The sequence below is a fragment of the Fodinibius sp. SL11 genome (genome assembly GCF_052060035.1).
In the GTDB taxonomy this organism is placed as follows: Bacteria; Bacteroidota; Rhodothermia; order Balneolales; family Balneolaceae; genus Fodinibius.
On sequence record NZ_JBPOEA010000001.1, the window covers coordinates 26,782 to 50,195 of the forward strand.

Below are 23,414 nucleotides of genomic sequence, written 5' to 3' on the forward strand. Positions count from 1 at the left end.
TCGAATGGTCAAAGCCTGCCAGGTAAAAACTTGGCGGGCTTTTTTATGGTCAGTGTTTTTTTTGGAATTACATTAGCTCTAACTATTTGATTTTACTTAATTAGCCCTGCTTTTATATATTACTATAAACATTCAAATGGGATGAGCCAAAAGATCATCACTGTCATATTATTCCTAACTGTCTTTTGGGGAAAATCTCAAGGACAGATTAAGATTCCGACAAATCTCACCTTTTCGGATACGTCATTAGTACATACGTTAATTGATTCAAGTTTTGAACTTTCTTTTGCTGATCCGGATCGGGCGATAACGTTTGCCGGGCAAGCACTCGAAATTGCTCAGGAAATTAATTACCCCGAAGGTATTGCCAAGGCACATCGTGAGCTGGGGTATTCGAATGGAGTGATGGGAAATTTTGAAGAAGCACTCAATCACCATCAAAAGGGTATTTCCTATAATCGTAAATCAGGGGATACGCTTGGTATAATATCACAACTTAATGACATAGGAAATCTGTATAAGACTCAAACGCAGTATGATACAGCACTGGAATATTTTTTTCAGGCGCTCGAGTTGAGTGAGGCTAATGATGCGGAGCGTGCTATAGCTTCAATAGCCGGAAATATAGGCCTGGTTTATTTTGAGTTGGAGAATGAAGAAAGGGCAGAGGAATTTTATAAGCGTGCTTTGGAAATTAATCAGCGGTTGGACAATCGACATGGCATGTCGATTAATTACAACAATCTGGGGTTGTTGTATGGCGATCAGGGGAATTATGGGCAGGCGTTGGAGTATCATTCCAAAGCACTTAAGATACGCCGTGATTTGGAATATACTATCCGAATCGCAAACAGCTTGAACAATATTGGGCGAATATATATGCAGCAAAATAGTTATGATGATGCTATGGATTATCTAAATCGCGCTTTGAAGTTGAATGATGATCGGGACCCCGATCTCACTTCGATCATCCACGAAAATTTGGCGAAGGTGTATTATTCCTCAAAAAGGTATGATTCGGCGTTGGTTCATGCTGAAAAGACGTTGAACCTTTCCCGGGATTTTGGCACCAAGCTTGGGGTAAAAGTGGGTTACGAACTGCTTTCGGATATATATAGCGCTATCGGAAATTACGAAGAGGCGTATAACCACCAGAAAAAATTGAGGGCCGTCGAGGATAGTATTCTGAATGAGGAGAAGTCGCGACAGATTAACGAACTGCAGACCAAATATGAGACGGCTCAAAAAGAAAAGGAAATTGCGCTACTCGATAAAGAGAATCAGCGCGAAACGCTCATGAGGAAGGTTTTTCTGGCCGGGTTGGTGATGGTTGGTATCATTGGATTTTTGATTTATAACCGACAGCGACTGAAGATCAATAAAAATCAGACAGAACTTGAAAATATTCGTTTGAAGGAAAGACAGTTGGAAAAGGATCTTGAGTTCAAAAATAAACAGCTTACGACTCACACATTGCACTTGGTGCAGAAAAATGAGACGATGAAAGAGCTCAAAAATAAGATTACTACAATTTGTCGGCAGGATAATAGAGACATCAATAAGTCGCTGCAAAAGTTGCGAAACATGGTGAATTATAGCTTTAGTCTTGATGATGACTGGGAGCAGTTCCGCCTCTATTTTGAGGAAGTGCATACCGACTTTTTCAATGTCCTGAAAGAACAGTATCCTGATCTAACTCCTAACGAACTGCGACTTTCGGCACTGGCAAAATTGAATTTATCGATCAAAGAGACCGCCACTATTTTAGGTATTACACCCAATAGCGTAAAAACGGCTCGCTACCGTCTTCGAAAAAAGCTGGACATCGAGACCAAAGAAAACCTCACCGAGTTTATGATGGCAATTGAGAAGAGAGAGGCAGGACAAGAAAGTTAATAACCTTTGTTTAAAGCTGTTTGTGGTTGTTTTAACGTACTGTTTACCTATTGTTTACCTTCCTGAAATTGCCCTTTTCCATCATGGGAGATAGGTTAGTATTTGTCGGATATGTCGACTTTAAACCAACTAAATCCAAACGCTATGTATGACTACTTTTCAGTATTTATTGCACCTGTTTTAATACTCTTGATGTTGCCGGCTTTACTAATAGCTCAGGACCAAAGTGATGCTTTTGTACGGAATATAGACACAGAAGAACTTGAATGGGGAGGGTGTCCCGAATTTATGCCGCAAAGCTGCCGCATTGCAGTTCTTCAGGGAAACCCCGCCCATCCCAATGCAGATATTTTCTTCAAATTGGAAGGGAATACAAAAGTGCCCAATCACTGGCATCATTCTGCGGAGCGCATGGTGTTGGTAGCGGGGGAAATGGAAGTTGAATATGAGGGACAGCAACCCAAAGTGATAAATATCAATTCTTATGCATATGGACCGGCTGAGCACCGCCATAAGGCAGCGTGTATCTCGGAGGAGCCATGTGTGCTTTTTATTGCTTTTGAGGAACCCATCGACGCTTTTGCTGTTAAGTGATCTGTTTTGGATAACAGGTGGGATCTCTTCGGTCTTATTTTCTAAATCGGAACTACGAATCTTGATATGATGAAAAAACTAATCGCATTTATTTATGGAATTATTTGTTATCTAATTTTCTTTGGAAGTTTTCTGTGGTTGATACTTTTCCTTGGAAATTTTGAAGCCTATGCGCCCACAAAAGTGAACTCGGGCGCAGCAGCACCGCTGGTCCAATCTCTATTTGTTAACGTAGGATTGATAGCCCTGTTTGGGATTCAGCACACAGTAATGGCACGGAAATCTTTCAAAAATTGGTGGACAAAATTGGTGCCCAAACCGGTAGAACGAAGTACCTATGTATTGTTTTCGGCCATTGCACTAATTTTGATTCTTTGGTTCTGGCAACCGTTGCCCGAAACAATTTGGAAAGTCGAAACAGCGGGGGTCTCGTTGGTACTGCAGTGGGGATTCTGGCTGGGTTGGTTGATTGTATTCCTTTCAACCTGGATGATCGATCACTTTAATCTATTTGGTATCAAACAAGTCTGGAATTATTTAAGGGATAAAGAGCAAAGCCCGCCGCAATTTATGGAACCCGGATTTTATAGATATGTCCGTCATCCGCTTATGCTCGGATTTTTAATTGCATTCTGGTCGGTACCGCAAATGACCGTTGGACATTTAGTATTTTCTTTTGGAATGACGATCTATATCATTGTTGGTGTGTATTTCGAAGAGAAGGCAATGATCCGTCGCTTTGGGGATGAATATATCGAATATAGTGAGCGGGTACCTAAATTTTTTCCCGGTTTTAAATGGAATACAAATCCTAAAGAAGAGGAGTTTGTACAGGTACGGGAAGAAAGTTAGATATTTCTTTAAGATGAATAAAAACAGTAGTATAGATGGGTGTATATTGCCCAGTAATTAAAAATATTTAAAATGATAAACAACAGGGAGAGAATCTTATGGCTGATCCAGAAACGATTAAAGAAGCTTTTCAACGAAATCAAAAGGCATTACAGATGCGTCCGTCGAAAGCCAAAAGTACAGCGAAAACTAAAGTACGATTATTTGATGGAACGACCTGTGTAGTAGAGCATAAGCACTGGAAATTCAAAGTTGATATCGGGAAAGCAGAGGGTGGCAATGATGCCGGTCCGGGTCCCGGTATTTTGGAACGCGGCGCGTTGGGCAGTTGCTTGGCAATTGCCTATTCGCAGCGTGCAGCTGTGTTAGGCATCCCGATTCATAATATAGTAATTAATATTGAGTCCGATTTCGATGCTCGGGGCATGTTGCATCTTAGTGATGATCCGCCCGGTTTTGATGCCCTGCGGTACAAAGTATATATCGAAAGTCCGGCTCCGAAAGATCAAATCATGCAGATGATCGAGGAGGCAGATAGGCACAGCCCGGTGCTTGATGATTTTAGGCGGGCTATTCCGGTAGAGCGAGAAGTGGCGATTAAATCCACAAATCCGGAGGTTACATCATGACAAAGCAAGATTTAGAATTTGTGGCTCAACAGCTATGCAAACCATCGGGAGATTTTGCTGAAACAATTGGCCAAAAAATGGATGAAGTGAACGAACCACTCTTTGACCTGACATTGGCCGCGATGGATCCAGAATCCGGAGATCAAATCCTGGAGGTTGGTTTTGGTACGGGTAAGTACATCGAGCGACTTTTTCGGGGCAGCGAAAATCTACAGGTTACTGGGATTGATTATTCCAGTGAGATGGTAGAAATGGCCCGGAAAAACAATCAAAATGCCATTACCGACGGACAGCTTGAGGTGCAATTAGGCCAAAGTGATGATTTGCCGTTTCCAGAAGCATCTTTCGACAAAGTCTTCTGTAATATGGTGGTTTATTTTTGGGATGATCCGGCGCCTCATTTGCAAGAGGTCAAGCGAGTGTTAAAGCCTGGAGGACTATTTTTTACAGGGATTAGAGCTCGAGAGAGTATGCTTAATTTTCCATTTGTTGATCATGGATTTAGGCTTTACTCACTTGATAAATGGAAAGAAATCCTTGGAGAAAATGGATTCTCATTTGTGAGGACGACCTCGGCACTGGATCCGGCCATCGAAGTCGATGGTAGTGAGACGCAGCTTAGGTCGTATTGCGTAGTTGCTGCTAATTAAGAAATATTAAAATCAACAAGATAGTTAAAAAACAATGAAACCCGATTTACAGCGTAGAGTACAGCGATACGGATGGGATTATTCTTCGCCATATTACCAAAAGGGATGGGAGCGACAATTACGTCCCGCACAACAAAAATTGATCGAGGAAATTGATTTGCAGCTCGGAAAAAAGGTGCTGGATATTTCCTGTGGTACTGGACTGGTAACTTATCCAATTGCAAAAGCAGTGGGAGTAGAAGGTGAAATTATTGGCATTGATCTGTCCGAAAAGATGATTGAAAAGGCACGGAATATTTTCAACGATAGGGAGATAAAAAATGTGGAGTTTAGGCACATGGATGCAGAAGAGTTGGATTTTGAAGATGCTTGCTTTGACATCGGCGTCAACTCGTTGGGGTTGATGTATTATCCGAATCCGGATAAAGCAATTCAGGAAATGCATCGGGTTACAAAACCAGGTGGACGTGCGGCAGCATTGGTTTGGGGGCGTCGCAAAGCTTGCGGGTGGGCTGCGATTTTTCCGATCGTGGATCGTCGCGTGGAGTCAGATGTGTGTCCGCTATTTTTCCAGCTTGGTACAGGAGATACGTTAGCCCAAGAGTTTAAAGACGCTGGTTTTGTGGATATAGAGTCGGAGCGATTTGAGGTTTTACTGCCGTACGAAACGGATGAGGAAGCCCTTATTAGCGCATTTCAGGGTGGAGCAGTAGCTTTGGCATATCGCAAGTTTGACGAACAAACCAAGGAGGGTGCACATGCAGAATATATTGAATCCATACAGCCTTTTAGTAGTGGCACCGGATATGAGATTCCCGGAGAATTTGTGATCGTGTCGGGTAATAAGTCCGGATAAAAAAAATTGTTTTAAATCAAGTATGATTAAGGTGGATATCATGTTAAGGATTAGGTTATTTTTTTGGATATGCATCGAATATTTACCGATTGCAAACACCTATTAAAACGTGAATTCGTTGCTTCTTAAGCGCCTTGGAATTACAGTCACTTTTTTTTGTGTTTAATAGAAGCAAAACGAAAACAAAAAAGAATGTTGGCAGAGATTGGAATAAGGCTATGAGCAATATTTTAATCACTGAATTGAAAAATCAGGGTCCGGGAGATATTCTTGGTGCTATTGGTGGCGAAACGGATATCGATCCCGGAATTATTGGAAACATTGATATTAATGGTTCCAAAGCTTTTGTAGAAGTAAGTAATGGTAAGGCGGCAGAACTGGCAACTCAACTGAATGGAAAAAAGGTGGGCCATTCCAGAGTGTCGGTCCAAAATATTGACGAAAATGATTTTGCGGATATTGAAACAATATTTGATTATGTGAACCACTTCCAGCGACTGGTTGAGTTGGAGCGCGAAGCGGAAATGCGGGAGCATGAGGAAAGTATTCGAACCCTTTCTGGCCAACAGCGGGAGGCCGAAGGCAAAGCGATTCTCCATTTGAAGGGGCGTGATGAAGGCAATGCCCTGGAAGGAAAGCTTGTAAAATTTATGCGTCAGTACCAGGGAGAGCCGCTACCCGATACCGAAATATCTGTAGGCGATTTAGTGATGATCTCCCGTCGCGATCCACTGTTAAGTGATAATCCTACAGGAACGGTCGTGCAAAAGACCAATTATTCGATTACCGTTGCTTTTGATCAGCCCCGTAGCTTTATATTTGGTAAGGGGTTACGGATGGATCTATATGTCAATGATATTACGTACCAGCGGATGAACGAAGCTTTGGAGAAACTGCAAGGAGCAACTGGTCGTTCGGATACTTTGAGAAATATCATTGTTGGAATTAGCGATCCGCCCAAACCTAAAAAAGCAGAGGTGGATAAGTGGTTTAATCATAAGCTTAACGAGTCGCAGCAAGAAGCGGTAAGTTATAGCCTCGGTGCTAAAGACTTTCATCTTATCCATGGACCGCCTGGTACGGGCAAAACCACGACGGTTATTGAAGTAATTGAGCAGGCGGTCGCCAATGGACAGAAAGTACTTGCTACGGCGGCCTCGAATATTGCCGTTGACAACATGCTGGATTTTTTGCTTGACCGAGGAGTTAAAGCAGTTCGGGTGGGCCATCCGGCACGGGTGACTCCACAGCTAAAAAAACATACCCTTGATAGTCTGATTGAAGAAAATGACAAATACCAACAGTCTGAGGAGTTGAGAGCTCAGGCGTTTGAAGAAAAAGAAAAACAGGATGAGTATACGTATCCATCGGGGAAATTTCGGCGCGGAATGAGTAATACCAAGATTAGGAAGCTTGCTGAACAGGGGCGTGGTTCCCGTGGGGTATCCAAGGATAAAATTCAGGACATGGCGAAGTGGCTTAAAATTCAAGATAAAGTGGAACACCTTTTTGATAATGCTGATGAGTTGCGCGAAGATGCTGTAAATCAAATCATGGAACAAAAGCAGGTTATTTGTACAACCAACAGTACAGCGGGAAGTGAATTGCTGGATGATCGTAATTTTGATCTCGTGGTGATTGATGAGGCAACGCAATCAACCGAACCAAGTTGCTTAATTCCCATTACGCATGGCCAGAAAGTTGTCATGGCCGGTGATCATCGACAGTTGCCACCTACGGTAAAGAACCTCAAAGCTGCCAACAAAGGATTGGAGGATACGCTATTTGAGCAACTTGCTGAATCCCATCCTGAAATCAAGAACATGTTGCAGATCCAGTATCGCATGCACGAAAAAATTATGAGATTCTCCAATAATGAGTTCTATGACGGAGTGTTGTCGGCTGATGAAAGTGTAAAAGAGCATACGCTTGAGGATTTTCAGCTGGATGTCAATAGCTTTGATAACGAAATGATGTCGATCTTGGACCCTGGTGAAGCCCTCGTATTTGTAGATACCTCTGGGCGCGATGCAGAGGAGCGGACCAAACAGGGATCGACCTCCAAAGAAAATCCGGAAGAAGCATTATTGATAAAACAAATGGTAAATAGCTTGCTGCGATCAGGTATGCAGGCAAAAGATATTGCGGTAATTAGTCCCTATAAGGATCAGGTTGATCTGTTAGACCGCGAAGTGGATACCGAAAATCTGGAGGTAAAGTCTGTTGACGGATTCCAGGGACGCGAAAAGGAAGTGGTAATTATCTCGCTGACCAGAAGCAACAAGAAAAATGCCATAGGTTTTTTGAAGGATGTGCGCCGACTTAATGTTTCATTGACTCGGGCCAAGCGAAAGCTGATTGTTGTTGGAGATAGTTCTACCGTGGCATCTCATGAAACCTATGAACGTTTTCTTGATTATGTACGAGATGAAGGAAGTGTGATAGAAGTGTAGTTGTAGAATAGCTATTTCTGCCTGCTCAGCTCTTCAGCAGCTATTAGGGCTTTATACACATTAACTACTCCGTCAGAAACAGACAGCTCTGCAAATGCAGCCTGTTTAGCTTCTTGAGGATTTCCTTCGTGTGGAACAGTAACTTGCTGGTTAGGATACTGGCTGGTGTTATCCATGATGACTTGTCGAATCTGTTGGGCAGTTAAATCTGGATAATATGCCATAAGTAACGCAGCTGCTCCTGCAACCACAGGCGATGCCATGCTGGTTCCCTCTTGGAATTTGTATTTATTATCAGGCATAGTGGAATAGATATCCATGCCGGGGGCAAAAATATCTACGGTTTTATCCCCATAGTTGCTAAAGTTGGCGACAAATTCTTCATTGGGCATCCAGCTGGTAGCCCCGACACTGAGCCAAAGAGTAGCGGCAGAATCACCATCGATAGAATAGCTATAGGTGTCAGTAGGGTAATTTTCTCCGATATCATTATTTTGAGCTTCATTTCCCGCTCCCTGGACCATTAGCACGCCCTTGGAATCCGCATAGGCGACAGCTCGGTCAACCACTTTTTTATGGGGCGAATATCCTTTTCCAAAGCTCATGTTGATAACGTCAGCTCCGTTATCTACTGCATAGCGGATGGCGTTGGCTACGTCTTTGTCGCGTTCGTCGCCATTGGGCACGGCCCGAACGGCCATAATGCGTGTGTTGGTGGCTACACCATTAACTCCGATTCCATTATCACGCTCTGCAGCAATAATTCCGGCCACATGGGTACCATGTGAGGGATCAGGTCCGGCTACGTCGTTATTACCGTAGTACCGTTCGGATTTATCCTCATAATTATCGCCTACAATATTGCGGGGATTGAATTCCGGATTGTAGCCATATTTGGCAAACTCATATATCTGTTTCTTTTGATCCGCAATCAGTGTAGAATCGATGTCATTTTCCATGACATAGAGCATCACATTTTTGGCAAAATTAAGCTCTTGGCTGGTGGGTTGAAGATCTTGGATATCTTCATAGGAATAAGCGCTATCGGCGTAGTGATTGTTTAAAATTTGCCGAGCTTCCTGCATACTCTGGTTTAGTGACTCAATATTATTGTACTGTTGATTTAGCTGTTTGACTTCTTTTTCATAGTCAGCCCTAATTTCCTGATAGTAGGCAAAGCGTTTCCGTGCCTGTTTATTAAGTGTGGTAGTATCCACATTGGCAAACCGCTGGTGCAGCGGGCGATAAATGCGAGTAAGTTCAAAGGTATCGTGGTTGACATTTTCGCCGTTGGCACCACCAATGAAATTCCACCCGTGAATATCATCCACATAGCCATTTTTGTCATCATCTTTTCCGTTATTAGGAATTTCGTCCTCGTTGGTCCACATCACATCATCAAGATCTTCATGCTTTGTATCAACGCCGCCGTCAATAACAGCTACAATTACTTCTTTTTTTGGTGATTTATTACTGAGCACAGTTTCATAGGCTTCTTTACTGCTTATTCCTCGAAATTGTGTTTCTTGCTCATCCCAGTGATGCCAGCCCTTTGGCGGTTCCAGCATGGTTGAAAAATCGATAGTGTCTTTTATAACGGCCTGTTGATTTTCGGATGGAGCAGCCGTTTCGGGTTGTGTGGTTGTAGGTTCTGTGGTAGAGCAACCGTACAGGGTGGCGATGATACTAATAAAGAGAAGAATGCGGAAAGTCATAGGTGTAAATGGTTAAATGGTTTAACGTAACGGTCTGAAGTAGTGATCGTTATAAGTTCTTGATAGATTGCAAAAATTCGTCTGATGCTTTCTGATAAGCGGTTTTCAACGCTGCGGCCGTTGTTTGGCTCAGCCAGCGGCCGGCATCGGATTCATAAAAGGACTGATAGTCGCGAATTAGCTCATTATCAATACCGTGAAATTGAACCATCAGTTTTTGTTGGGTTTCTCGGTCGATTTGCATTTGGGCCTGGGTGCGAAAATTATCAACAAAGCCTTCAATTTGGTCGTCGCTGAGTGTTCGCTGTGGACTTAAGGTACTAAATGCTTTTACCAGCGAGCGGAACAGAATGGTCTGCATCTCAATTTCTGTCTCGACGGCCGACCTGCTTTGCACGAGGTTTGATAGGAGCTTAGTCCGTTCTTCAGAGGGGGGATCTTGTTCAAGCTCGTACCGGTTTACAACTCTTTTTCTGATGCCTTCAATGGTATAATATTCTTTTTCAGCATCCAGTAACGGCTGGTTTTTCTCTTGGACAAGCCACTTACTAACTGATTGAGCATGGTTTTGATCAAACTTTTCTTCAAACGTTTGCTGGATATAGTTTGAAAGGGTATCAGCCGTGAAGGTTTTCAGAAATAGGGCTATCATCTGCTCGTTCTGAGAGGCCGGCAGTCCAAAGGGGTTCTGTGCAAATTGTTGGTGCAAATCGCGTGGACTTTCCTTAAGCTGTTCTTCCAGCGGAATCTGCTCTAAGATTGTATTAATGGTATTCTGCTTGGATGATGATTGCGCGATGGTTGACAAAGGCAACACAAGCAGTACAAAAGAAAAAATCAGAAGTTTGCGAAGTGAAATCATATAAAAATTGTTCTCAAAAAGTGTGATGGAAATTGTAACAAAACTATAAATAAATTATTGGTCTTGAAATAGAAGAATGGGTTTTATCATTAAAATAGTCATTACTGTTGAGATTCACCCGTCATCGGTACAAAACGAACCGGAAGCATTTTTTGTCGGGATATATTGCCATCATTATCTTTAGTAATCTTCGTCAAAATTTGGTTGCTGTCCACACTGCCGACCGGAGCAATCATAATTCCGCCGGGCCCCAGCTGATCAATCAAAGGTTGGGGAATTTCCTCCGGGGCAGCTGTTAGAATAATTCGATCAAAAGGGGCGTATTCGGCCCAACCTTTATAGCCATCTCCAATTTTAGTTTGGATGGTGTGGTAGCCCAGAATTTCGAATCGTTTTATGGCCTGATCACCCAGCGGTTTTACAATTTCAATGGTGTAAACATGCGGTGTGAGCTCCGATAATACGGCTGCTTGATATCCGCTGCCGGTACCAATTTCGAGTACTTTATCTCCGGCCTCGACTTCCAGCCATTTGGTCATATATGCCACAATGTACGGCTGAGAGATTGTCTGATCATGGCCAATGGGCAGGGGACGGTCAGCGTAGGCCAACTCTTGATAATTTTTGGGAACAAAAAAGTGTCGAGGCACCTGTTTCATCGCAGCAACGATGGCCGAGTCGGTAATTCCTCTGCTGACAATTCCTTCTTCCACCATTTGGTGCCGCTCTTCTTTACGCTCATCGAAACGAGGGCGGTTCCAATTCAGGGTATCGGTCCTTATGGTGTCTATTGAAGATGCCTCTGAAAGCTGTTCAGTTTGAAGAGAAGGAGAATTGTCAAGAGCAATCCAAAGTCCTGCTCCGGCGATAAGTAAAACGAGTAATTGATTGAGCTTTTTCATGACGTTGAAATAACCGTTATATCACACATAGAAAACATACTACTGCCAATCGTTTGTTCAAAATTTGGCAGAGGTTTGCCTTTTCGCTTGGCAAAACCTAAAATTGAGCACAGATCAACGGGGAATAAAAATGTGTTTTATGGATTTCAAAGAACTTCAGCAAAAAATTGATCATGCACGTTCGCTTGATAAGGAATTGCCACCTTTGTCGTGTAAAGAAATTTCTGAGCTGTTACAGTTACGTTCGGATGATCAGCAGTCATATCTGACCTATATCGATGAAAATGATAACCGCACTGAGATAAGTTATGCCGATTTTTATCAACAGGTACTTAATTGTGCCCGCTTGTTACAAAATAAGGGACTTAGGCATGGCGATCGTATTGCAACTATATCACATAATCACTGGCATACCGTTGTCCAATACTTTGCCGCCTGGCTATTGGGATTGGTGGTTGTGCCCGTGAATCTGGGCGAAGATGATGAGCGCATTGCCTATATCCTCGAAAATGGAGAAGTGGAGCTGGCTTTTGTACGGACCGAATACCGAGAGCGATTTCGGGCTATCTTGGAAAAGTATGAATATCTGAAAAATGTAGAATGGATTGTTTGCGAAGGAAGGATCGAAAACTTCACCAAGGAGGAGGGTGAACTGGAACTCCCTAAAGATTCTTTGGCTGAATCGGAAGCGCTTATTGTGTTTACTTCCGGAACTACAGGGCCGCCCAAAGGAGTAGTACTGAGTCAGCGTAATTTGCTGGAAGATGCCCGTAGCATTGCCGAGTGGCATAATATTGATAGCGAAACTCGTATGATGTGTGTACTGCCTATACATCATGTGAACGGGACTGTTGTGACGCTTATAACGCCTTATCTTGCCGGCGGATCGACCGTTCTCAATCAAAAGTTTAGGACTGGCCGCTTTTTTTCCATCATAAAAAAAGAGAGTGTTCATATTGTAAGTATGGTGCCAACCTTGCTGCAGTATCTCAATAATTATTATGCGGATAACGAGGTGCCCGATACGGCTTTGCTGCAGCATGTTATCTGTGGGGCGGGGCCGTTGACCGTAAAAGTGGCGAAAACGTTTGAGGAGCGTTTTGATATCCCCATTATTCACGGATACGGTCTTTCGGAGACTACGTGCTATTCTTGCTTTCTGCCGGTTGATCTGGACGAAGAGGAACACAAAAAATGGATTGCTGATTATGGCTATCCGAGTATCGGAGTGCCTATTCCGGCGAATGAAATGGCGATCCACGATGAGGATGGCAACGAATTAGAAGAAGAGGAAAGGGGCGAAATTGTGATCCGGGGTGTAAATGTGATGATTAAATATTACAGTAATCGGGAGGCTAATGAAGAAACATTTAAAAATGGTTGGTTCCGAAGCGGTGATGAAGGCTTTTACGTAAAGGATGATGATGGGCGTTCGTATTTTTTTATTACCGGTCGGCTCAAAGAACTTATTATACGCGGCGGGGTGAACCTTGCGCCCCTCGAAATAGATGAGATTATTAACAAGGCGCCGGGCGTTAAAGCAGGTATTGCTGTTGGGTTTGAGAACGATTGGTACGGTGAAGAAGTAGGGGCATACGTTCAGCTCAAAGAGGGGATAGAAGGAAATGAGGAGGCAATTTTGGAGTTCTGTCGAGCACATTTACCGTTTTCTAAATCACCGAAAGTTGTTGTTTTTGGGGATCAGATTCCGGTGACCTCAACGGGGAAATATCAGCGGCGTAAGGTGATGCATCATTTTGAGGAGTGGAAAGGTGTGCAGTTTCGGGATGATTAGTGGAATGCCGCACCCAAAACAATAAAACTTGCTCCTGTCTTCGTTATTAATTAAGGTTGTAAAAAGGGATCATCTATATCACGGTACAAAAGCAGGAGGTCACTATGGCTCATTCACTCAACCTTGATCTTTTTACACGCGTTCAGTCTGATTTTGAATCTCAGCAGTACAAAATTCTGGCGGGACTCAAAGCCATTTCCGAGGATTTTCAGATGAATAAAATCTATCCTCACTTAAGTCATCTGGTAGAACTCTATACCACGCTCGACGATATTCTAAATCGTCTGCAGGATTTGCGCAATGAATTTCCGAAACGTATCAAAAAGATCGATTTTGTGAACGAAGTTATTGAGCACGAGGTCGTTTTTGTGGATGGATCGGATCTGAGTAAAGTTGAAGATTTAATTGACTGGGGATTACCCCTAATCAAGGCAAAAATCGAGGAAGGTAAGACGATTTATGAGTTTGTAAATGATGAGATTAAGCTCGAAGAAGTCGGTATTATTCCCAATTATACCGATGAGGGATACTTTTTTGTGCCCGATAATGAAGAGTCTAGACTATTGCTGTTCCAATACGAGCTTACCGTTTTTGAAAGTTCGCAGGATAAGTATCGATCGCTCAAAACGGCTTTTTTAAAAGGGTTAGAACAGGAAGGAGCCCATCGATCTCCAAATGCTATAAAGCTGGATCTTATTGATGAAAACAAACAGTTGCCCAATCCGGCCACTTTTGCCTTTAATACAGATCTGGATTTCCCATTTCGGGAGACTATTTTTCCGGTCACAAAGCGTAAATTATTGCAGCAGCTTTATGAGTAGTAATTAGTGAGGAGTCTTGAGTAGTGAGGGGTTAAGGAAATTGCTGCGATTTTATTTTGTAAGGAATCCACAACTAAATGGTCTTATCAATATCATTTATAATTAAAGACCATGATCATGAATAGGTTTAAAAATCTGGATTAGTTTCTCAACTTCGCAGATGCAGTGTATCTATTAGTTCTAATATCGCTGAGGGAGCAGGAAGGAATACAAATAAAGATTTCAAACGATTTCTTAGTATTGCGTATGGATCATCTTATGAATTGGAGACTCAGCTTATAATATCAAAGAATTTAGAATTGATTAGTAATTCTAAAAGCGAAAAACTTTGTACTGAAATAGAGGAGTTACAAAAGATGTTATATACACTTGCTCAAAAGTTAGTTTAATAATTTTGACTTCAAATACTGATTCCATTCTATAAATTAACTGCTCAAGACTCATAACTCAGGGCTATTAACCACCGCCAGAGTACACCTCGATACGCACACTAACTTCTGATCTTCATTAAAAATTCTGGTCTCCCATACTTGGGTTTGCCCCCCTTTGTGTAAGGGTTTTGAAATTCCAGTAACGGATTCTCCTTTATGGGCCGATCGAACGTGATTGGCATTAATTTCAACACCCACGGCCGTTTTTCCCTCTTCTTCAATATTTAACCAAGCGCCGATAGAAGCCAATGTTTCGGCCATAGCAACCGAAGCACCGCCATGAAGCAATCCAAAGGGTTGTATTGTATGTTTGTTGACCGGCATGGTAGCTTTTATTTCATCAGATTTGAATGAAGTAAAAGAAATATTAAGAGCATCCCCCATATTTTTTTCAGATATAGAGAAGAATTTTTGTACGCGTTTTTCGAGATTAGGTTGGATATACATAAATGATTCTCTTACAATTAATTAGTGGATGTTTAAGATAATTATAAAAGATGAAGAAAAAATTTAAATAGACTTTTAAATCATCCACAATCGTTTAAATTATTGGTAACAAACGTCATCAACAATTAAATAGCGTACTGTCATGGCTTACGATCCGACAACTATCATAACCGAGATTGAAAAGGGAATAAAGAAGCACGATAAAGAGGTTTTTATATCAACCAAACGCAATGGCGAATGGGTGGATACCTCCAGAGAAGAGTTTCAGGAGAAGGTTCGAAATTTGGCACTGGGATTGTACGAACTTGGGGTCCGTGCCGGTGATAAAGTGAGTCTGCATTCCGAGAACAGTGCTGAATGGGTTATTTGTGATCAGGCTATTCTTTCGCTCGGAGCGGTAAATGTCCCTATTTATACGACCCAGCCCGGAGAACAGATTAAGTATATCCTCGAGAACTCAGAGACCAAGGTGCATATTGTTTCGAACGATGAACTTTTTGCTGATACAAAACCCATTATCAAAGATATCACCAATGTAAAAGCTATTATTTCGATCTTTGCATCAAAACATGGCAAACTCAGAGAGTTTGAAGATATTTTGGGAATGGGAGCAAAGAAGCATCAGGAAAGCCCTGAGCTCTTTGAGGAATTGCGATCAAAAGTGCAGCCCGATGATCTGGCTTCATTAATATATACTTCTGGAACAACCGGAGATCCCAAAGGCGTGATGCTTTCGCACAATAACATTGCATCAAATCTTCTGGCCTCGCTGGAGCGGGTCCCTTTTGATGAAACCGTCCGGGAACATGAAAAAATGTTGTCGTATCTGCCGCTTTCGCACGTATTTGAGCGGATGATTACCTATATGTATTTGAGTATGGGCTACCCGATTTATTACATCGAGGAAGTGGATGAAATCCGTGAGGATTTTGAATATGTAAAGCCCTACTATTTTGCTACGGTGCCGCGGCTGTTGGAAAAGATTCATACAGGTGTTAAGGTGAAAGGGCAGGAGATGAGCGGGCTCAAAAAGCAGCTTTATTATTGGGCAATTAATCGGGCCGAGGATTATGATCCTGAAAATCCGCCCAGCGGACTCGATGCTATTAAGCATAAAATTGCCGACAAGTTGGTGTACTCAAAAATCCGTGAACTTTTCGGTGGAAACTTACTCGGAATGGTAAGCGGGGGTGCGGCACTGTCGCCCAATTTATTTCGATTTATGAATGCACTGGGGCTTATCTGTATGCAGGGATATGGGCTGACGGAAACATCGCCGGTGCTGTCAGTGAATGATAAAGATCACATGCGCATAGGTAGTTCGGGTACGCCACTTTCGAATGTAGACATCAAGATCGCTGATGATGGAGAAATCTTAGCTAAAGGTCCCAATGTGATGGAGGGGTATTATAACAACAAAGAGAAAACCGACGAAGTATTTACGGATGACGGTTGGTTTATGACCGGGGATGTAGGGAAATTAGAGGACAATTACTTGTTTATTACGGATCGTAAAAAGTCTGTCTTTAAGCTCTCTACAGGAAAATATGTTGCTCCCCAAACGATCGAAAATTTGTTATGTGAAAGTGGTTTCATCGATCAGGCTATGGTGATTGGCTATCAGCGTAAGTTTTGTTCAGCATTGATTGTCCCCGATTATGGGAATGCTAAAAAGTGGTTAAAGGGACGTGGAAAATCTGTTTCGGATCCCGCAAATGAAGATCCGGAAGTCCGAAGGTTAATACAGCGCGAGGTCGATAAGGTAAATAAGAAGCTATCGCCCTGGGAGACGGTCAAGAAGTTTGTTCTTCTGGAAACACCGTTTTCTATTGAATCCGGTGAACTTACACCGACGCTTAAAGTTAAACGACCTGTCGTCAAAGAACGTTATGAAGATGTAATCGAGTCGATTTATGAGGATGTGGAGGAAGAATCTACGGCTGAAAAATAATTTGTGCCTCTTAGTGACTTTGCCTGAGAACCCAAATAATAACTATTGATACAAAAGCATTTATGTCTACAAGCAAATACGATATTCAGAAAGTAGCGGTACTTGGATCAGGAACGATGGGCAGCCAAATTGCGGCTCATTGTGTGAATGCCGGAATGGAAGTTTGGCTGCTTGATCTCAAAGATGAGGAGAGCGAAAATCCTAATCAGACAGTGATTGATAATATTGCCAAGCTCAAAAAAATGAATCCTTCTCCAGTTGGATTGTCGGAATATGTTGATCGCATTACGCCCGGTAATTTCACTGATGATCTGGATATTCTTGCAGAGGTCGATTGGGTTTGTGAGGCTATTATTGAGAAGATGGATATCAAAAAAGACATGATGTCCAAGATTGAGGATGTTCGTACGGAAGGGACGATCGTGAGTTCCAATACTTCGGGTTTACCGATCGGTAAAATTAGTGAAGATTGCTCGAATGAATTTAAAGCACACTTTTTGGGTACACACTTTTTTAATCCACCGCGGTATATGAAGCTGTTGGAGGTTATTCCCACGGAATCAACGGCCGACGATGTTATCGAATATATGTCGCGCTTCTGTGAACGTGATTTAGGTAAAGGAGTGGTGAAGTGTAAGGATACCCCGAATTTTATAGCCAATCGTATTGGTATTTTCTCGATGGCCAGTATTATGCCGCACTTTTTCAATGGTGATTTTCGGGCTGAGGAAATCGATTATTTGTTGGGTACACTCACCGGCTATTCCAAAGCGGCTACATTTCGTACGGCCGATATGTCGGGTTTGGACGTGATTCATCATGTGGCAACGAATTTGTATCCTGCTATTCCCGATGATGAGCGACGCGAAGTATTTGATCTGCCCGAAGCTTTTGAGCAGATGGTGAAAGATGGTAAACATGGTAATAAAGCAGGCGAAGGATTTTATAAAAAAGTTCGCACTGATTCGGGAAAAGAATACAAAGTGATTCATCCCGAAACGGGCGAATATGAGTCGCAGATTGATCCCGATTTCGAAAGTGCAACCGAAGCCAAGAAAAAGTTTAAAACCTCCGAAGAACGGTTAAAATTTTTGGTAAACCAGGATGATAAAGTCGGGCAGTTTTTGTGGAACATTCACTGTGACCTACTGCTGTATGCTGCTCATCGTATCCCCGAGATTACCGAATCCGTGGAGGCTATCGACCGCGCGATGAAGTGGGGTTTCAACTGGGAGTTGGGGCCATTTGAACGGTGGGATGCCATTGGTGTTGAGGAGTCGGTAAAGCGTATGCAGGATGAAGGACTGGATGTGCCGAAAAATGTTTTAGACATGCTGGAGCGTGGACGAGATCAGTTTTATGACAAAGATGAAGGAACAGTATATAATTTAGCCACAGGAGAAGTTGAGGAGCTAAGTCCACCGGCTAAAGGAGCTATTCAGGTTTCTACTCTTAAAGCGAATGAAAACGAAGTGTTTGGCAACGAAAGTGCCGGATTGTACGATCTTGGTGATGGTATTGCTCTTTTTGAATTTCGAACCAAGCAGTATACGCTGGGCTTTGAGCTCGTGCAGTCGCTAAAGAAGGCGTGTGATGTGGTCGAGGAACAGTTTGACGGTCTGGTTATTAGTCATGATGGAGATAACTTTACCTATGGGGCTAACCTGATGGAAGCAATGGGCGCTTGGCAGAAGGGAGAGAAAGACCAGGTGAGACAGGCGGCAAAGAATTTTCAAGATGTAGCAGTAGGATTGCGCTATCGTCCCTTTCCGGTAGTGGCAGCGCCTTTTGGCCGGTCGCTCGGTGGCGGAGTTGAATTTATTCTCCATGCGGATAAGGTTGTTGCACATCACGAGTTGTATGCCGGTCTGGTGGAAGTAGGCGTTGGTTTGCTTCCGGCTGGAGGAGGGACCAAAGAAATGGTGCTACGAACCATGCAAGGTCTTATTGAAGATGAACAGGTTGATCCCATGCCGAATATTAAAGAAAAGTTTAAGACTATCGGGATGGCTAAAGTTTCTGACGGCGCGCCTAAAGCAAAGCAAATGGGTTATTTGCGCGATTCGGGTGCCATTATCATGAATCGAGACCTGTTGATTACCAACGCCAAGGCCGAGGCCAAAAGAATGGCTGATGCCGGTTATTATCCCCCCGAAAAACCAATGATTAAAGTGCTTGGAAACGAGGCATTGAGTTCGTTAAAAATGATGCTTCATATTATGCACGAGGCCAATTTTATCACTGATTACGATAAGGTAGTGGCAGAAAAAGTAGCGTATGTGATGAGTGGCGGTGATTTAAGCGAGCCACAGGAAGTACCTGAAGATTATATCTTACGGCTGGAACGAGAGGCCTTTTTAGAACTTTTGGAAGACGAACGAACGCAAGCCCGAATCGAGCACATGCTCAAGAAGGGAAAACCGTTGAGAAATTAGAACACTGATTACACAGATGGAGCGGATCGTCACAGAAATATTCCGTGTGAATTAGTAATATCCGCGTTATCTGTGTTCCAATTAAATATTTTACATTATGAAAGAAGCTGTAATTGTTGCTGCTGCGCGAACACCAACCGGAAAAGCGAATAAGGGATCATTGCGATTTACTTCGCCTGATACGTTAGGTGGAGAAGTAATTAAGAATTTATTGCAACGGGCCCCGAATCTACAGCCGGAAGAAGTAGATGATGTGATCATGGGTTGTGCTTTCCCCGAAGCGGCCCAGGGATTAAATATCGCTCGTCAGGCTGCTGCTTTAGGGGGACTTCCACCTTCCGTACCGGCCGCCACAATGAATCGCTTTTGTTCCTCGGGATTGCAGACTATTGCCCAAGCAGCCGAACGTATTATGGTGGGTGGTGCCAATGTTATTATTGCCGGAGGGGTGGAGTCGATGTCGCTTGTACCTATGGGAGGATATGTCTCACGATTGAATCCCGACTTGGTTGAGAACTATCCCGAGATCTATATCAACATGGGATTGACGGCCGAAAATGTAGCAGATAAGTACGATGTAAGTCGTGAAGACCAAGACGCCTTTGCCTATCGAAGTCATCAGCGAGCACTAAAGGCATGGGATGAGGGCTACTTTGATGATCAGATTGTGTCTATTGAAGTGAAAGAAAAGAAGGTAACGGCTGATGGTGAAGTAGAAGAAAATGGATTTATTTTTGATACAGATGAAGGTCCGCGTAGCGATACTTCTGAAGAAATCTTAGCAAAGCTGAATCCTGCTTTTAAGCAGGGAGGATCAGTGACGGCTGGAAATTCATCCCAAATGAATGACGCTGCGGCAGCAGTCGTGGTCATGAGTCGCGAAAAGGCCGATGAGCTGGAATTGCAGCCAATTGCTAAATATCACGGTTTTTCAGTTGCGGGTGTACCACCTGAGATTATGGGAATCGGTCCCGTAGAGGCAGTGCCAAAAGTGCTTACCCAAACCGGGATGGAACTTTCGGATATTGATTTAATTGAGCTTAATGAAGCTTTTGCTGCCCAATCTTTAGCCGTGATTCGGGAACTGGGACTAAATGAAGATATTGTCAATATCAACGGTGGCGCTATTGCCATGGGACATCCGCTTGGTTGTACCGGTGCTAAATTGACAACTCAGATTCTGCACGATTTAAAGCGACTGGATAAACAGTTCGCCATGGTGACTATGTGCGTTGGCGGCGGTATGGGCGCTGCCGGTATTTTCGAGAACTTAGCTTAGCTTTATGTCATTCTGAACTTGTTTCAGGATCTAACTTTTTAATTTTATAAAAGACTATAATGTTTACATCAGATACGTTAGCAGATCAAACGATTTTAATCACCGGCGGTGGCAGCGGATTAGGGTTGGCTATGGCCAAAAAGTTTGCCTCACTCGGCAGTAATATTGCTATTTGCGGCCGAACCGAAGAAAAACTCCAAAATGCGGTTGAGGAAATTGATAAAACCGGTAATGATAGTTCGGTCAAATATTATGTAGCTGATGTCCGCGATTATGACCGTATTAAAGAGATGGTCGGAGAAATTGCATCTGATTTTGGAGTAATGACCGGCCTTGTCAATAATGCGGCAGGGAATTTTTTGTCCGCTTCGGAAGACCTTTCTCCCGGTGGATTTAAAGCGGTGGTCGATATCGTCTTACACGGCTCATTCAATTGCACGCATGTATTTGGTAATTATCTGATTGACGAAGAGCGCGAAGGCAATATCTTAAATATGGTAACGACCTATTCTGAGGATACCGGATCAGCTTTTGTGCTTCCATCTGCTTGCGGAAAAGCGGGGGTATTGGCCATGACGCGGTCACTGGCTTATGAATGGGCTACGTATGGCATCCGACTAAATGCTATAGCGCCCGGACCCTTTCCTACCAAAGGAGCTTGGGAACGATTGGTTCCCGATGAAAGTGCAGAGCAGAAATTCCTATCTAAAATCCCTGCAGGTCGTTATGGTGATAAAGAGGAGTTAGCTAATCTTGCTACCTTCTTAATGTCGGATATGGCGCCCTATATCACCGGAGAATGTGTAGTCATTGATGGCGGTGAACGACTGTCAGCCGGTCAGTTTAATTTTATCGATAAGCTGGGATCACGTGACGAGCTAAAGAAATTTTTCAAGATGATGCACAAGAAATAATAAAATCATCAAGCATGATGGCTTATGAAAATAGGTAACTCAATGACTAAAGGCGTTTGAGACGTTTCTTAATTTTATCAATCGTCTTATTCAGTTTCCAAAGGTGATAGGCATTGTAAACTGTTTCCCGTTTAAGCTGGATTGATTTTAGAAAATCAAGAGCAGCTAACTCAGCAGCCCTGCTTGCATCAAAAGATTCACTGTTAAAAAACAGGTGACCATCTCCATTCTCTTCGCCTAACCGAACAGATTGTTTCAATACATCACAATCTAAGATAAAATGATTATTTGCAGCCAGTCGATGGTGCCGGGCGTCGGTTGCTGTTACATTAATAAAAATGTTAGCCGTTGCTCCACTTTCAAATCGCAGCAACATATGCATAACGTATAGATGTTGCTCTGAAAGTTCTACAGTCTTAATATCAATGTGGTGCACCGATCCGTTTATCCACCGTAAGCAGAATGCGAGCTCATCGATCCAGTAATATTCAAAAGGACGGTCTGACTCTATAAATTCTGAATAATTTAACTCACGATTGATTTGCAGAAATGAAGGTTTAGTAATCTTTTTCGCCATCCATTTTGAGGCGGGTGCCAGGGTAGGCCAGTGTGAGAACTGAACAAGTACATTTGATTCTTCAGCAGCGTGATAAACTTTTTCAACTTGTTTTGTATGAGTGGGAATAGGGGCTACTAAAAAAGTGTGATATCCTGCTTTAACCGCCTTCAGTAATTGATCCAGATTTTCAGTGGGTTCATCCATTAATAGGCATGCATCAACATCACCAATTTCGGAGAGCTTGGCAGAAATGACCACTTCAGAGACAGTGCGATGTGGACGCATATGTTTTTCCCATGCAACGGCTCTTTCAGCAGGACCAACGATGCCTATTCTCATAACCTGGTTATTTGTTAGTAATTAACTATCCATAGTTATGAAATAGGTCATTAATTTCAAAACTGATTAACCAAATAGAGAGGTATTATTCAGGCATGACTAACGCAAGAATAAAATAAAGAAGCACCGGGCTTCCCCAACCCAGAAAAGTTGTGATTACGAATATAATTCTAATAATTGTAGGATCCCATCCCAAGTATTCAGCAATACCACCGCATACTCCGGTAATCATTTTATCAGTTCGGGACTTTTTTAAACGAGCTCCCATAAGCAATATCAGTTAATGGTTTTATAGATATTTGTTGAAATAGTACGTCAGATTTAGTGGGATGTTTCGGATGATTTTACATTCACATAAAAAGAAAGTCCAAAGTAATAGAAGGGAAATAAAAATGAACTATAAATTAACCACGGCGGTGATTGATCAAAATAATATAATAATGCTAAGAGCTGCAGGGTGAAAATACCGCCTAATATCAATGTTAAAGGTCGCAAATATTTTGTGCGGGATGGGTAGACAAATTTGACAGGTAAAAAAGTAACGAAGGCGAACATTAATAGAATTCCAGAAGCAAATGCAACAGGCAATTCGAGCAGAAAAATATAGAATACAACAATATTCCAGTAGGATGGGAAGCCAAGGAAAAAGTGATCTTCTGTTTTAGCGTTGGTTTTTGAAAAGCCAAAAATACTTGCGACGGAACAAATTGCAAGTACCCAGGTAGGCAAACCCATGGTTGCATAAATCCAGAGCAGGGGGGCGATGGTCCACGTAATAAAATCGATGATGTTGTCCATCAAGGCACCGTCAATAGCTGCGGCATGTTCTTTGGTTTGCGTAATTCGTGCCAGTGCCCCATCTAAAGAATCGATGATACCAGCGACGGCCAGTACCCAAACCGTTTCTTGATAAAACCCGTTATATGTTAATATGAGTGCCCACAAGCCAAGTCCTGCCCCTAAAGCAGTAAATAGATGGACCCCGTACGCTGCTGCTTTTTTCACAAACAGTTTATGTTATTAATGATATCCTT

The 23,414-nt window shown here is 42.7% G+C and carries 21 protein-coding genes; 14 read left to right on the forward strand and 7 right to left on the reverse strand.

The annotated features are described in order from the left end of the window. Positions 1 to 141 precede the first annotated feature (141 nt). From ACQ76V_RS00120 to ACQ76V_RS00150, 7 genes are all read left to right on the forward strand, one after another. Positions 142 to 1,896: a tetratricopeptide repeat protein gene (locus ACQ76V_RS00120; RefSeq protein ID WP_440998427.1), complete on the forward strand. Its 1,755-nt coding sequence runs from the start codon at positions 142 to 144 to the stop codon at positions 1,894 to 1,896. Positions 1,897 to 2,007: 111 nt separating this feature from the next. Further along, positions 2,008 to 2,490, forward strand: a complete 483-nt coding sequence (locus ACQ76V_RS00125) for a cupin domain-containing protein (protein ID WP_440998428.1) — start codon at positions 2,008 to 2,010, stop codon at positions 2,488 to 2,490. 66 nt (positions 2,491 to 2,556) lie between these two features. Continuing rightward, entirely contained in the window at positions 2,557 to 3,342 is a 786-nt protein-coding gene (gene mddA / locus ACQ76V_RS00130) for a methanethiol S-methyltransferase (RefSeq protein ID WP_440998429.1), read from the forward strand. A gap of 98 nt (positions 3,343 to 3,440) precedes the next feature. Next, the gene (locus ACQ76V_RS00135) at positions 3,441 to 3,971 is read left to right on the forward strand and encodes an OsmC family protein (protein ID WP_440998430.1); all 531 of its coding nucleotides are present in this window, start codon (positions 3,441 to 3,443) and stop codon (positions 3,969 to 3,971) included. Then, a complete protein-coding gene (locus ACQ76V_RS00140; protein WP_440998431.1) occupies positions 3,968 to 4,621 on the forward strand; it encodes a class I SAM-dependent methyltransferase in 654 nt (217 codons plus the stop codon). Before ACQ76V_RS00135 ends, ACQ76V_RS00140 begins: the two co-directional genes overlap by 4 nt. A 34-nt stretch (positions 4,622 to 4,655) precedes the next feature. Further along, a complete protein-coding gene (locus ACQ76V_RS00145) occupies positions 4,656 to 5,477 on the forward strand; it encodes a class I SAM-dependent methyltransferase (RefSeq protein WP_440998432.1) in 822 nt (273 codons plus the stop codon). 218 nt (positions 5,478 to 5,695) lie between these two features. Further along, positions 5,696 to 7,930 (forward strand): IGHMBP2 family helicase, encoded by a 2,235-nt coding sequence (locus ACQ76V_RS00150; protein WP_440998433.1) that lies wholly within the window; start codon positions 5,696 to 5,698, stop codon positions 7,928 to 7,930. An 11-nt stretch (positions 7,931 to 7,941) separates the two neighbouring features. Here ACQ76V_RS00150 and ACQ76V_RS00155 read toward each other — a convergent pair whose 3' ends face one another. The 3 genes from ACQ76V_RS00155 to ACQ76V_RS00165 form a co-directional block, all read right to left on the reverse strand. Further along, positions 7,942 to 9,645, reverse strand: a complete 1,704-nt coding sequence (locus tag ACQ76V_RS00155; RefSeq protein WP_440998434.1) for a S8 family peptidase — start codon at positions 9,643 to 9,645, stop codon at positions 7,942 to 7,944. Between the two features lie 49 nt (positions 9,646 to 9,694). Next, on the reverse strand, positions 9,695 to 10,507 hold the full coding sequence (locus tag ACQ76V_RS00160; protein WP_440998435.1) for a hypothetical protein: 813 nt from the start codon (positions 10,505 to 10,507) through the stop codon (positions 9,695 to 9,697). A gap of 101 nt (positions 10,508 to 10,608) precedes the next feature. Next, entirely contained in the window at positions 10,609 to 11,409 is an 801-nt protein-coding gene (locus ACQ76V_RS00165; RefSeq protein WP_440998436.1) for a protein-L-isoaspartate(D-aspartate) O-methyltransferase, read from the reverse strand. 139 nt (positions 11,410 to 11,548) lie between these two features. Here ACQ76V_RS00165 and ACQ76V_RS00170 point away from each other — a divergent pair, with 139 nt between their 5' ends. The 3 genes from ACQ76V_RS00170 (at position 11,549) to ACQ76V_RS00180 (ending at position 14,414) form a co-directional block, all read left to right on the forward strand. Beyond that, positions 11,549 to 13,204, forward strand: coding sequence for a class I adenylate-forming enzyme family protein (locus ACQ76V_RS00170; protein WP_440998437.1), 1,656 nt, complete (start codon positions 11,549 to 11,551; stop codon positions 13,202 to 13,204). Positions 13,205 to 13,308: 104 nt separating this feature from the next. Beyond that, entirely contained in the window at positions 13,309 to 14,025 is a 717-nt protein-coding gene (locus ACQ76V_RS00175; RefSeq protein ID WP_440998438.1) for a hypothetical protein, read from the forward strand. A gap of 185 nt (positions 14,026 to 14,210) precedes the next feature. Continuing rightward, entirely contained in the window at positions 14,211 to 14,414 is a 204-nt protein-coding gene (locus ACQ76V_RS00180) for a four helix bundle protein (protein WP_440999015.1), read from the forward strand. A 51-nt stretch (positions 14,415 to 14,465) separates the two neighbouring features. Here the strand turns inward: ACQ76V_RS00180 and ACQ76V_RS00185 are convergent, their stop codons facing one another. Next, entirely contained in the window at positions 14,466 to 14,903 is a 438-nt protein-coding gene (locus ACQ76V_RS00185) for a hotdog fold thioesterase (protein ID WP_440998439.1), read from the reverse strand. Between the two features lie 142 nt (positions 14,904 to 15,045). Here ACQ76V_RS00185 and ACQ76V_RS00190 point away from each other — a divergent pair, with 142 nt between their 5' ends. The 4 genes from ACQ76V_RS00190 to ACQ76V_RS00205 all read left to right on the forward strand — a co-directional run bounded on the left by ACQ76V_RS00190 (position 15,046) and on the right by ACQ76V_RS00205 (position 21,482). Further along, positions 15,046 to 16,854, forward strand: a complete 1,809-nt coding sequence (locus ACQ76V_RS00190) for an AMP-dependent synthetase/ligase (RefSeq protein WP_440998440.1) — start codon at positions 15,046 to 15,048, stop codon at positions 16,852 to 16,854. Between the two features lie 62 nt (positions 16,855 to 16,916). Further along, a complete protein-coding gene (locus ACQ76V_RS00195) occupies positions 16,917 to 19,289 on the forward strand; it encodes a 3-hydroxyacyl-CoA dehydrogenase/enoyl-CoA hydratase family protein (RefSeq protein ID WP_440998441.1) in 2,373 nt (790 codons plus the stop codon). A gap of 97 nt (positions 19,290 to 19,386) precedes the next feature. After that, complete coding sequence (locus ACQ76V_RS00200) at positions 19,387 to 20,568, forward strand: acetyl-CoA C-acyltransferase (protein ID WP_440998442.1); 1,182 nt, start codon at positions 19,387 to 19,389, stop codon at positions 20,566 to 20,568. 59 nt (positions 20,569 to 20,627) lie between these two features. Continuing rightward, on the forward strand, positions 20,628 to 21,482 hold the full coding sequence (locus ACQ76V_RS00205) for an SDR family oxidoreductase (RefSeq protein WP_440998443.1): 855 nt from the start codon (positions 20,628 to 20,630) through the stop codon (positions 21,480 to 21,482). 46 nt (positions 21,483 to 21,528) lie between these two features. Here ACQ76V_RS00205 and ACQ76V_RS00210 read toward each other — a convergent pair whose 3' ends face one another. The 3 genes from ACQ76V_RS00210 to ACQ76V_RS00220 form a co-directional block, all read right to left on the reverse strand. After that, complete coding sequence (locus ACQ76V_RS00210; RefSeq protein ID WP_440998444.1) at positions 21,529 to 22,380, reverse strand: hypothetical protein; 852 nt, start codon at positions 22,378 to 22,380, stop codon at positions 21,529 to 21,531. An 85-nt stretch (positions 22,381 to 22,465) separates the two neighbouring features. Beyond that, positions 22,466 to 22,648, reverse strand: a complete 183-nt coding sequence (locus ACQ76V_RS00215) for a PspC domain-containing protein (protein WP_440998445.1) — start codon at positions 22,646 to 22,648, stop codon at positions 22,466 to 22,468. Between the two features lie 53 nt (positions 22,649 to 22,701). Next, positions 22,702 to 23,385 carry a CDP-alcohol phosphatidyltransferase family protein gene (locus ACQ76V_RS00220; protein WP_440998446.1) on the reverse strand — a complete coding sequence of 228 codons (684 nt, stop codon included), beginning with the start codon at positions 23,383 to 23,385 and terminating at the stop codon, positions 22,702 to 22,704. Positions 23,386 to 23,414: the final 29 nt, after the last annotated feature.

Excerpts from the sequence above, each read along its gene's own strand:
- ACQ76V_RS00135 (WP_440998430.1), top strand. The coding sequence starts at position 3,441 with ATGGCTGATCCAGAAACGATTAAAGAAGCTTTTCAACGAAATCAAAAG.
- ACQ76V_RS00195 (WP_440998441.1), top strand. The coding sequence starts at position 16,917 with ATGTCTACAAGCAAATACGATATTCAGAAAGTAGCGGTACTTGGATCA.
- ACQ76V_RS00200 (WP_440998442.1), top strand. The coding sequence starts at position 19,387 with ATGAAAGAAGCTGTAATTGTTGCTGCTGCGCGAACACCAACCGGAAAA.
- ACQ76V_RS00190 (WP_440998440.1), top strand. The coding sequence starts at position 15,046 with ATGGCTTACGATCCGACAACTATCATAACCGAGATTGAAAAGGGAATA.
- ACQ76V_RS00140 (WP_440998431.1), top strand. The coding sequence starts at position 3,968 with ATGACAAAGCAAGATTTAGAATTTGTGGCTCAACAGCTATGCAAACCA.
- ACQ76V_RS00175 (WP_440998438.1), top strand. The coding sequence starts at position 13,309 with ATGGCTCATTCACTCAACCTTGATCTTTTTACACGCGTTCAGTCTGAT.
- ACQ76V_RS00185 (WP_440998439.1), bottom strand. The coding sequence starts at position 14,903 with ATGTATATCCAACCTAATCTCGAAAAACGCGTACAAAAATTCTTCTCT.
- ACQ76V_RS00170 (WP_440998437.1), top strand. The coding sequence starts at position 11,549 with ATGGATTTCAAAGAACTTCAGCAAAAAATTGATCATGCACGTTCGCTT.
- ACQ76V_RS00150 (WP_440998433.1), top strand. The coding sequence starts at position 5,696 with ATGAGCAATATTTTAATCACTGAATTGAAAAATCAGGGTCCGGGAGAT.
- ACQ76V_RS00165 (WP_440998436.1), bottom strand. The coding sequence starts at position 11,409 with ATGAAAAAGCTCAATCAATTACTCGTTTTACTTATCGCCGGAGCAGGA.
- ACQ76V_RS00125 (WP_440998428.1), top strand. The coding sequence starts at position 2,008 with ATGTCGACTTTAAACCAACTAAATCCAAACGCTATGTATGACTACTTT.
- ACQ76V_RS00155 (WP_440998434.1), bottom strand. The coding sequence starts at position 9,645 with ATGACTTTCCGCATTCTTCTCTTTATTAGTATCATCGCCACCCTGTAC.
- ACQ76V_RS00160 (WP_440998435.1), bottom strand. The coding sequence starts at position 10,507 with ATGATTTCACTTCGCAAACTTCTGATTTTTTCTTTTGTACTGCTTGTG.
- ACQ76V_RS00120 (WP_440998427.1), top strand. The coding sequence starts at position 142 with ATGAGCCAAAAGATCATCACTGTCATATTATTCCTAACTGTCTTTTGG.
- mddA (WP_440998429.1), top strand. The coding sequence starts at position 2,557 with ATGATGAAAAAACTAATCGCATTTATTTATGGAATTATTTGTTATCTA.
- ACQ76V_RS00210 (WP_440998444.1), bottom strand. The coding sequence starts at position 22,380 with ATGAGAATAGGCATCGTTGGTCCTGCTGAAAGAGCCGTTGCATGGGAA.
- ACQ76V_RS00205 (WP_440998443.1), top strand. The coding sequence starts at position 20,628 with ATGTTTACATCAGATACGTTAGCAGATCAAACGATTTTAATCACCGGC.
- ACQ76V_RS00215 (WP_440998445.1), bottom strand. The coding sequence starts at position 22,648 with ATGGGAGCTCGTTTAAAAAAGTCCCGAACTGATAAAATGATTACCGGA.
- ACQ76V_RS00145 (WP_440998432.1), top strand. The coding sequence starts at position 4,656 with ATGAAACCCGATTTACAGCGTAGAGTACAGCGATACGGATGGGATTAT.